This window comes from Nonomuraea sp. NPDC003201 (assembly GCF_053590415.1).
In genome coordinates this window covers 1-7,264 of sequence record NZ_JBSFTC010000434.1, presented here as the reverse complement: position 1 = coordinate 7,264, position 7,264 = coordinate 1, and the positions used below count along the sequence as shown (strand labels likewise).

Annotated in this window: 10 protein-coding genes; 1 reads left to right on the top strand and 9 read right to left on the bottom strand. The window is 72.6% G+C overall.

Annotated elements, in window-relative coordinates; genetic code table 11:
- Window positions 1-145 precede the first annotated feature (145 nt).
- The 5 genes from tatC to ACWDX9_RS56905 are packed head-to-tail and all read right to left on the bottom strand — an operon-like array spanning window position 146 to window position 3,598.
- Window positions 146-1,036, bottom strand: a complete 891-nt coding sequence (gene tatC / locus ACWDX9_RS56925; protein WP_449971385.1) for a twin-arginine translocase subunit TatC — start codon at window positions 1,034-1,036, stop codon at window positions 146-148.
- Window positions 1,037-1,067: 31 nt separating this feature from the next.
- Complete coding sequence (gene tatA, locus ACWDX9_RS56920; RefSeq protein ID WP_449971382.1) at window positions 1,068-1,406, bottom strand: Sec-independent protein translocase subunit TatA; 339 nt, start codon at window positions 1,404-1,406, stop codon at window positions 1,068-1,070.
- A 29-nt stretch (window positions 1,407-1,435) separates the two neighbouring features.
- Window positions 1,436-1,636 carry a hypothetical protein gene (locus tag ACWDX9_RS56915; RefSeq protein ID WP_449971380.1) on the bottom strand — a complete coding sequence of 67 codons (201 nt, stop codon included), beginning with the start codon at window positions 1,634-1,636 and terminating at the stop codon, window positions 1,436-1,438.
- A complete protein-coding gene (locus ACWDX9_RS56910) occupies window positions 1,633-2,598 on the bottom strand; it encodes a helix-turn-helix transcriptional regulator (RefSeq protein ID WP_192785549.1) in 966 nt (321 codons plus the stop codon). Before ACWDX9_RS56910 ends, ACWDX9_RS56915 begins: the two co-directional genes overlap by 4 nt.
- A 13-nt stretch (window positions 2,599-2,611) precedes the next feature.
- Window positions 2,612-3,598: a helix-turn-helix transcriptional regulator gene (locus tag ACWDX9_RS56905; protein WP_449971377.1), complete on the bottom strand. Its 987-nt coding sequence runs from the start codon at window positions 3,596-3,598 to the stop codon at window positions 2,612-2,614.
- A 38-nt stretch (window positions 3,599-3,636) separates the two neighbouring features.
- Between ACWDX9_RS56905 and ACWDX9_RS56900 the strand changes: the two genes are divergently transcribed.
- Window positions 3,637-4,704 carry a DUF3866 family protein gene (locus ACWDX9_RS56900; RefSeq protein ID WP_185076832.1) on the top strand — a complete coding sequence of 356 codons (1,068 nt, stop codon included), beginning with the start codon at window positions 3,637-3,639 and terminating at the stop codon, window positions 4,702-4,704.
- Here ACWDX9_RS56900 and ACWDX9_RS56895 read toward each other — a convergent pair.
- From ACWDX9_RS56895 to ACWDX9_RS56880, 4 genes are read right to left on the bottom strand one after another with little or no spacing between them, the layout of a single operon-like run.
- Window positions 4,650-5,129, bottom strand: coding sequence for a DUF3291 domain-containing protein (locus ACWDX9_RS56895; protein WP_363969726.1), 480 nt, complete (start codon window positions 5,127-5,129; stop codon window positions 4,650-4,652). The two genes, ACWDX9_RS56900 and ACWDX9_RS56895, sit on opposite strands and share 55 nt — an antisense overlap.
- 33 nt (window positions 5,130-5,162) lie before the next feature.
- Window positions 5,163-5,807, bottom strand: a complete 645-nt coding sequence (locus ACWDX9_RS56890) for a helix-turn-helix transcriptional regulator (RefSeq protein ID WP_449971373.1) — start codon at window positions 5,805-5,807, stop codon at window positions 5,163-5,165.
- Between the two features lie 9 nt (window positions 5,808-5,816).
- Entirely contained in the window at window positions 5,817-6,173 is a 357-nt protein-coding gene (locus ACWDX9_RS56885; RefSeq protein ID WP_449971370.1) for a hypothetical protein, read from the bottom strand.
- A 15-nt stretch (window positions 6,174-6,188) separates the two neighbouring features.
- Window positions 6,189-7,088, bottom strand: a complete 900-nt coding sequence (locus ACWDX9_RS56880; protein WP_449971368.1) for an FKBP-type peptidyl-prolyl cis-trans isomerase — start codon at window positions 7,086-7,088, stop codon at window positions 6,189-6,191.
- Between the last annotated feature and the right edge of the window lie 176 nt (window positions 7,089-7,264).

Below are 7,264 nucleotides of genomic sequence, written 5' to 3'. Positions count from 1 at the left end.
GTCGGCGCCGACGATCACCGACAGCTCGGCCCCGCCGGCGCGCAGCCGGCGCGCCACGGGTTCGAGCAGGCGCAGCGTACGGCCGCCGCGTGCGGCGGGGTTGACGAGCAGGGCGAGTTGAGGGGACACGCCCGGAACTTATCGCCTATCGCGTGGAACCGGAATCCTCCCCGGGGCGATCGTCGTCGACCGGAGCGGAGTCCTCCACCAGCGGGGAGGCCTCGTCGTCGGACAGGTGGGAGAAGTCCTCGGTGGCGGGCCTGCGCTTCTCGCGCACGAACATGAAGAACTCGGCCAGGAAGTACAACACGACCATGGGCGCGGCCAGCGCCATCATCGTCAGCGGGTCGCCGCCGGGCGTGATGACCGCGCCGAAGACGAACATGGCGAAGACCACCCAGCGGCGGTGCTTCTTGACCGTGGCGTGGGGGAGCACGCCGATGATGTTGAGGAACACCAGCAGCAGCGGCAGCTCGAACGAGATGCCGAAGATCACCACCATGATCAGCACGTAGTTGACGTACTCGTCGATCTGGATGATGGCCACGGTGTCGCTCGGCGCGAACCCGAGCAGGATGGCCAGGCTGGTGTCCATGATGATGTACGCCAGCGCGGCGCCGATCACGAACAGCGGGATCGCCAGCCCGAGGAAGGCGATCGAGTAGCGCTTCTCGTTGCGGTAGAGGGCCGGGGTGACGAAGGCCCAGACCTGGTAGAGCCAGACGGGTGAGGACACGACGATGCCGACCATCGCCGAGACCTTCAACGTCAGGAAGAACGACTGGAAGATGCCGCCATAGGTCAGCGTGCACTCGCCGACACGCAGTTGCTGGGCCTGCGGCGTCTCACAGAAGGGCTCCTTGATGAACGCCCAGACCGGATTGAAGAAGATCCATCCGATGATGATGCCCACGACGACGGCGACGGCCGCGATGAGCAACCTGTTACGCAGCTCGCGCAGGTGCTCCATGAGGGGCATGCGGCCCTCGGGATCGTGATCGGGTGCCGGCTGGCTCGACCGTTTGAGCAGCGCCATCTAGCAGTCCAGGTGAGGAGGAGGGATGGGGTCAGACGCGCTTGTCGGCCTGGGCGGCGGCGCTGGCGCGCAGCCGGGCGGCCTGCTCCTCGAGCTGCCTGGCCTGCTCCTCCGCGGACAGCGCGGGGGCGGGCGTGGCCTGGATCTGCGGGGGCTGCGCCGCCGGGGGCTGCGGCTGAGCCGGGGCCTGCGCCTGGGCCTGGACGGTCTGGTTGTCGTCGTCGTCCTCACGGAGCTTGGCCGTCTCGGACTTGAAGATGCGCAGCGACCTGCCGACGCCGCGGGCCATCTCGGGCAGCTTCTTCGCACCGAAAAGCAGGACGAGCACCAGCGCGATGATCAGAAGTTCGGGGACTCCGAGATTCGACATGAAACGCCCTTTTCTAGCGAGTGCCTGTTTCAGCCACGATCGTACGCTGCCTGGGGCGTGGTCTCACCCCCCTGGCCCGCCAATCTGGCCCGCCGCGGCTCCAGCTGGGCAGTCGCCTCGGCGATTTCGCTTTTCAGCGTACGTGCCGCCACGACGACGCGGGCACCCGCGACCCCAATCACGCCGAGCCCCGCCACGCACAGCCCGCCGGCCACGTAGATCCACATCATGACTGGTGAGCGTACAGGGCCAGGGCCCGCTCGGCCTCCTGGCGCACGGTCTCGGCCATCTCGGGGGGTGAGACGACCCGGCCGGTGTCGCCCAGGCGCAGCGCCAGCTTGAGGATCCAGTCCTCGTCGCGGGCCCGCAGCGCCACCCGCAGCCGCCCCTCGCCCAGCTCGGTGACCTGCTCGCACGGGTAGTACTCGGCCACCCACCGCCCGGCGGCGCTGAGCTCCAGCTCGACCAGCTCGTCGGTGGGCGAGGGCCGGAAGACGCCCCGGGTGACGTCGATGGGCTCGGCCTCGGCCGGCGGGTCGGCGGGCACGTCGAGCACCTCGACGCCGAGCATCCGGTCGAGCCTGAACAGCCGCATCGCCTCGGCCCGGTAGCACCAGCCCTCCAGGTAGGTGCGGCCGTCGACGACCACGACCCGCGTGGGGTCGACCTCGCGCGGCGTCACCTCGTCGCGCCCGGGCACGTAGTAGCGCAGCGACAGCCGGCGGCCCCTGGTGAGCCCCTCGCGCACCCGCGGCAGCGCGTCGGGGGCGGCGTCCACGTCGACCGCGAGCTGGCTGCTGAGGGTGGCGGCGCCCTCGCCGGCGGCCCGCTCCAGCTTGGCCGTCACGCGGGGCAGCGCGTCGCCCGGCACCTCGGCCAGCTCGGGGGTCGCGGCCAGCATGCGCAGGGCGACCAGCAGCGCGCTGGCCTCGTCGATGCCCAGCCGCAGCGGCCTGGCGATGGTCTCGGCGTTGTCGATGATGATCTCGCCGCCGTCCCAGGAGACGTCGATGAGGTCGCCGGGGGTGTGGCCGGGCAGGCCGCACATCCACACGAGCTGCAGGTCGTCGATGAGCTGCTTCTCGCTCAGCCCGAACACCGCGGCCACCTCGTCGACCTGCGCCCCCGGGTGGGACATCAGGTACGGCACCAGGGCCAGCAGCCTGGGCAGCCGGTCGGCCGACCCGCTCATCGCAGCTCCTCTGTCATGCCATTGCCCCCTTCAGTCGGCGGATGACGGCCTCGCGAGCGTCCGGCGGCCCGGCGACCTCCACGTCGGCGCCGAGGCTGGCCATCCAGCCGGCCAGGCGTTCGGGGTCGGTGAAGGGCAGCTCGGCCTCGTCCCACCCGTGCTCCCCCGTGCGCACGGCCGCCGCGAGCTGCCGCAGCCCCTCGCACGTTCCCTGGCGTACGCGGACGATGGCCACCCGCTCGTCCGTCGAGTCGTCGGGAAAGCCGACCATACCCCGGAGATCGACCCCTTCGGGCACCTCGACGGCGCCGGGCCTGCCCATGACGGCGACCTGGCCGGTGACGCGGCTGAGCCGGAAGACGCGCGGCGCCTGCCGATCGCGGTCGAACCCGGCCACGTACCAGCGGCCGTTGCGGCTGACCACGCCCCACGGCTCGACGGTGCGGGCGCGCACGCTCTCGCTGCCGGCGCTGCGGTAGTCGAAGCGCACCACGCGCCGGTCGCGCACGGCGTCCCACAGCGCGGGGAAGGCCGGGTCGCGGGTGTCCACGCGCAGCTCCAGCGCGCCCCCACCCATGACCCCGCCCATGACCCCGCCCATGGACGCGCCGACGGGCCGGTCGGTGGCCACGCCGCCGGCGCGCAGCTTCAGCAGCGCCCCCGAGGCGGCCTCGGCCAGGCTGGCCCGCTGCCACACCTGCGCGGCCAGGCCGAGCACGGCGGCCTCGTCGGGCTCCAGGGTGATCTCCGGCAGCTCGTACGACTCGCGCTCGATCCGGTAGCCCGGCTCGTCCTCCCAGGGGTCGCGCACCACGTCGATGGGGATGCCGATCTCGCGCAGCTCGTTCTTGTCACGCTCGAACATGCGCTGGAACGCCTCGTCGCCATCGCGGTCGTAGCCGGGGACGGCCTGGCGGATCTGCTCGGCCGACAGCGGCCTCCGGGTGGCGAGCAGGCAGATCACGAGATTGAGCAACCGTTCGGTCTTCCGGCGCGACATCTGCCTCACTCCTCCTCCATCGACGCTACCCTGCCCCCGTGATCAGATGGCGCAAGGGCGAGGTTGTACGGATCCGACGCGAGTGGCCGGGAGCGGTGGAGCTGGACGTCGCCGTCCCCGAAGGGGAGTGCCGGGCGCTGGCCTATCCGCCGTTGGTCGGCCGCCCCGAACCCGGCGACGAGGTGCTGCTCAACACGACGGCACTCGCGATGGGTCTCGGTACGGGAGGTTACGCCATGGTGGTGGCCGTCCCGAACCGTTTGCCGCAAGATCCCGCCGGTCCGGGCCACCTGGTGAAGGCCCGCTACACGCCGCTGCAGGCCACGGTGCTGGGCGCCGACGAGCAGGACTCCCCGCATCATGACAGATTGCGCGAGGCCGACTCCCTCGACGGGATGCCGGTGGTGGTGGCCGACCTGCACTCGGCGCTGGCGCCGATCCTGTGCGGCCTGTACGCCGACCGGCCCGGCACGCGGGTGGCGTACGTGATGCAGGACGGCGGCGCGCTGCCGGTGTGGTTCTCGATGGCGGCGGCCCGGCTGCGGGAGATCGGCTGGCTGGCGGGCGTGGTCACGGTCGGGCAGTCGTTCGGCGGCGACGTGGAGGCGGTCACCGTCCACACCGGGCTGCTGGCGGCCCGCCACGTGCTGGAGGCCGACGTGGCGATCGTCGCGCAGGGCCCCGGCAACCTGGGCACGGGCACCAGGTGGGGCTTCTCCGGGGTGTCGGCGGGCGAGGCGGTGAACGCGGCGGGCGTGCTGCGCGGCCGCCCGGTGGCGGCGCTGCGGGTCAGCGAGGGCGACCGGCGCGAGCGCCACTACGGGGTCTCGCACCACTCGCTGACCGCCTACGGCCGGGTCGCCCTGACGCCCGCCGACGTGCCGGTGCCGGAGCTGCCCGGGGAGTTCGGCGAGCGGGTCAGGGACCAGTCCGAGCTGCTGGCCGTCCGGCACCGCCTGGTGCCGGTGCCGGTGGAGGGCCTGCACGAGGCGCTGCGGGAGTCCCCGGTGCGCCTGTCGACGATGGGCAGGGGCCTGGAGGAGGACCTGCCCTACTTCCTGGCCTCGGCGGCGGCGGGCAGGCTGGCGGCCTCGCTGCTGTCGTAGGAGTCCTTGAACGTGAACGCCTCGGGGCTCGGCCCCTCGGCCCTGAGGCGCTCCAGCCGCGCCATGCCCTCGGCCAGCGTCGGGATGTGACCCTCGGGGATCCACCACATCACCATGTACGGCTCCGCCAGGCGCAGGAACCACTCCCTGCGCCTGCGCAGCACGCCCAGGTGGGCGCTGCGGTAGGTGTAGTTCCACAGGCTGTCCAGCGACTCCCACACCGAGAAGTTCATCAGCAGGTGGTCGCCGTAGTCGTGGATGACGGTGGCGGTGGGGTCGCTCTCGCTCTCCTTCAGCCGCCACACGAACCCGGGGGCCTCGTCGGCGATGGTGTTGACGGGCTCGAGGAGGGCGACGAACTCGGCGAGCTCCTGACTGTCGATGGGCGCGCGCAGATGGGCGATGTTCAGCTCAGCGAGATGCATGACGCTCAGCACACCACCCGTCCGCCTTCTATGTCAATCCTCATTTGTTTTAGAGAGGGAGACGCAGCAGTCCCCCGGCCGCGGGTCGAGCCTGGCCCTGCCCGGCTCGTCGCCGAGCCCTTCGAGCAATCCCTGGCACAGGGCCAGGTTCATGGAGCACACCAGCAGCGGCTGCTCCTCGGCCAGCACGTGGAAGGGGCAGTTGCGCAGCCGCACCGCGCCGCCCTCCTCGTACGGCTCGTAGCCGCGCTCCCTGAGCACCTGCTCGACGGGCTCGCCGGCGTGCCTCTTGGCCAGCCGGGCGCCGGCCTCGCGCGCCGCCCGTTCGGCCTGCTCCTCGGCGCCGAGCGCGTCGACGACCTCGGCCAGGACGGAGGCGAGCGCGCCGTAGTCGCGCGGCGGCAGGCTCACCGACCGCTCACCCCTGGCCCGGCGGTAGACCTTGGCGGGCCGGCCGCTGCCCGGACCCTTCTTCTCCTGCTGCCGGAAACCGCTCTCGAGCAGCCCCGCCTCGACGAGCTTGTCGAGGTGGTGGCCGGCGAGGGTCCTGGAGACGCCCGCGGCCTCGGCCGCCTCCCCCCTGCCCACGTCGCCGCCGTGGCCCGCGACGGCCGCGTACAGGCTGCGGCGTACGGGGTCGTGCAGGAGGGCCAGCGCGTCGAGGTCGTCGCTACTCACAACGGGAGTCTATGAAAGCTTCCGCTTCACGTGCTTGTACGTGCACGCGCGACTGGCGTCGGACGGGACGTTGCCGTACCTGCGCCAGCACGCCCCCTTCTTGATCACCCAGATGTCGACCCACTCGGGCGCGTGGTAACGGCGGTGGGCGGCCGTGGCGTTCTTCAGCACGCGGGCGGCCACGGCCTTGGCCTGGGCCTTGCTGGCGGCGGAGGTGTTCACCCACGTCGTGCCGGCGTCGCCGCCGACGACGCAGGGCTTCTTGACGCCCTTGCAGAAGGGCGGGTCAGAGGCGGCGGACGCGGCCGTGGCGCCGCCGAGGAGGACGGCTAAGGCGGAGGCGATGACCAGGAAAGTACGGATCATGAGGTTCATCCTGCCTCAATAGGCGGCGATGACATCTACGACGTAGACGAGCGTGTCGGTGCCCGTGATGCCGTGGGCGGGGTCGCCGGCGGGACCGTACCCGTAGGAGGGCGGGACGACCATCAGGACCCGGCTGCCGGCGGGCACCCCGACCAGGGCCGCCTCCCACCCCTTGGGCACGCCGCCGTCGCCGATCCTGAACGCCTTCGGCCGGCCGCTCGTCCAGGTGGCCTCGAAGACGCGGCGGCGGCTCCAGATCGCGCCCTCGTACTGGGCGACCACGAGCTGCCCCGCCTGCGTGCCGCGCCCCTCGCCCCTGGCCAGCACCTTGACCTCGAACGCGGCCGGCGGGGCGGTGGCGGGCACCTCCAGCCCGGGCGGGGCGCCGGCGGTGACGCGCACGCCCGCCAGCGAGCCGCCGCCCGCCTCGACCGAGGCGCCCTTGGGGTGGGCGCCGAGGATGTCGACCACGTAGACCAGCTCGTCATCGGGCCCGACGCCGGGCGGCAGGCGCGCGCCACGGCGCTGATCGGGCGGGAGCGCGGCCAGAACCCTGCTGCCGACCCTGCGGCCCCGCAGCGCCCCGTCCAGCCCCGGCGGCAGCTCCCCCAGCGGGAACGCGGCCGGGGTGCCGCGGTCGAAGGTGGAGTCCACCAGGCGGTTGTCCCCGCCGTCCCAGACGTGCGCGGTGTACTGGACGATCACCGTGTCGTCCGCGCCGAGCCGGGCGCCGCCGCCGGTCGCCAGCTCCTCCACCTTGAGCCCGTGCGCCGGTCCGCCGCCCGCGAAGGTGATCGTCGGCCTGGCCCCGAACGGGCCGTCCACCGTCATGCCGAGATCGCGCGCGGCACCGCCCCAGCAGCCGGCCAGCAGGACGAGGACCGGCAGTAACGCGGCGGTACGGCGGTGCGGCATCGGTCCTCCCACGCGGCGGGGCTGGGCGTGGCGATGCTACCGCGTCCGGCCCTCGTCCGGCCCTCGTCCGGCCCTCGTCCGGCCCCGTCCCGCCCCCCCGCGCGCCGGACGCGGGGGCGGCGCAGGTCGCCCCCATCATCTACGCCCCCTACACGACGGTGGTCATTTCCTGGGAG

Excerpts from the sequence above, each read along its gene's own strand:
- ACWDX9_RS56880 (WP_449971368.1), bottom strand. The coding sequence starts at position 7,088 with ATGCCGCACCGCCGTACCGCCGCGTTACTGCCGGTCCTCGTCCTGCTG.
- ACWDX9_RS56905 (WP_449971377.1), bottom strand. The coding sequence starts at position 3,598 with ATGTCGCGCCGGAAGACCGAACGGTTGCTCAATCTCGTGATCTGCCTG.
- ACWDX9_RS56895 (WP_363969726.1), bottom strand. The coding sequence starts at position 5,129 with ATGCATCTCGCTGAGCTGAACATCGCCCATCTGCGCGCGCCCATCGAC.
- tatA (WP_449971382.1), bottom strand. The coding sequence starts at position 1,406 with ATGTCGAATCTCGGAGTCCCCGAACTTCTGATCATCGCGCTGGTGCTC.
- ACWDX9_RS56910 (WP_192785549.1), bottom strand. The coding sequence starts at position 2,598 with ATGAGCGGGTCGGCCGACCGGCTGCCCAGGCTGCTGGCCCTGGTGCCG.
- ACWDX9_RS56885 (WP_449971370.1), bottom strand. The coding sequence starts at position 6,173 with ATGATCCGTACTTTCCTGGTCATCGCCTCCGCCTTAGCCGTCCTCCTC.
- tatC (WP_449971385.1), bottom strand. The coding sequence starts at position 1,036 with ATGGCGCTGCTCAAACGGTCGAGCCAGCCGGCACCCGATCACGATCCC.
- ACWDX9_RS56915 (WP_449971380.1), bottom strand. The coding sequence starts at position 1,636 with ATGATGTGGATCTACGTGGCCGGCGGGCTGTGCGTGGCGGGGCTCGGC.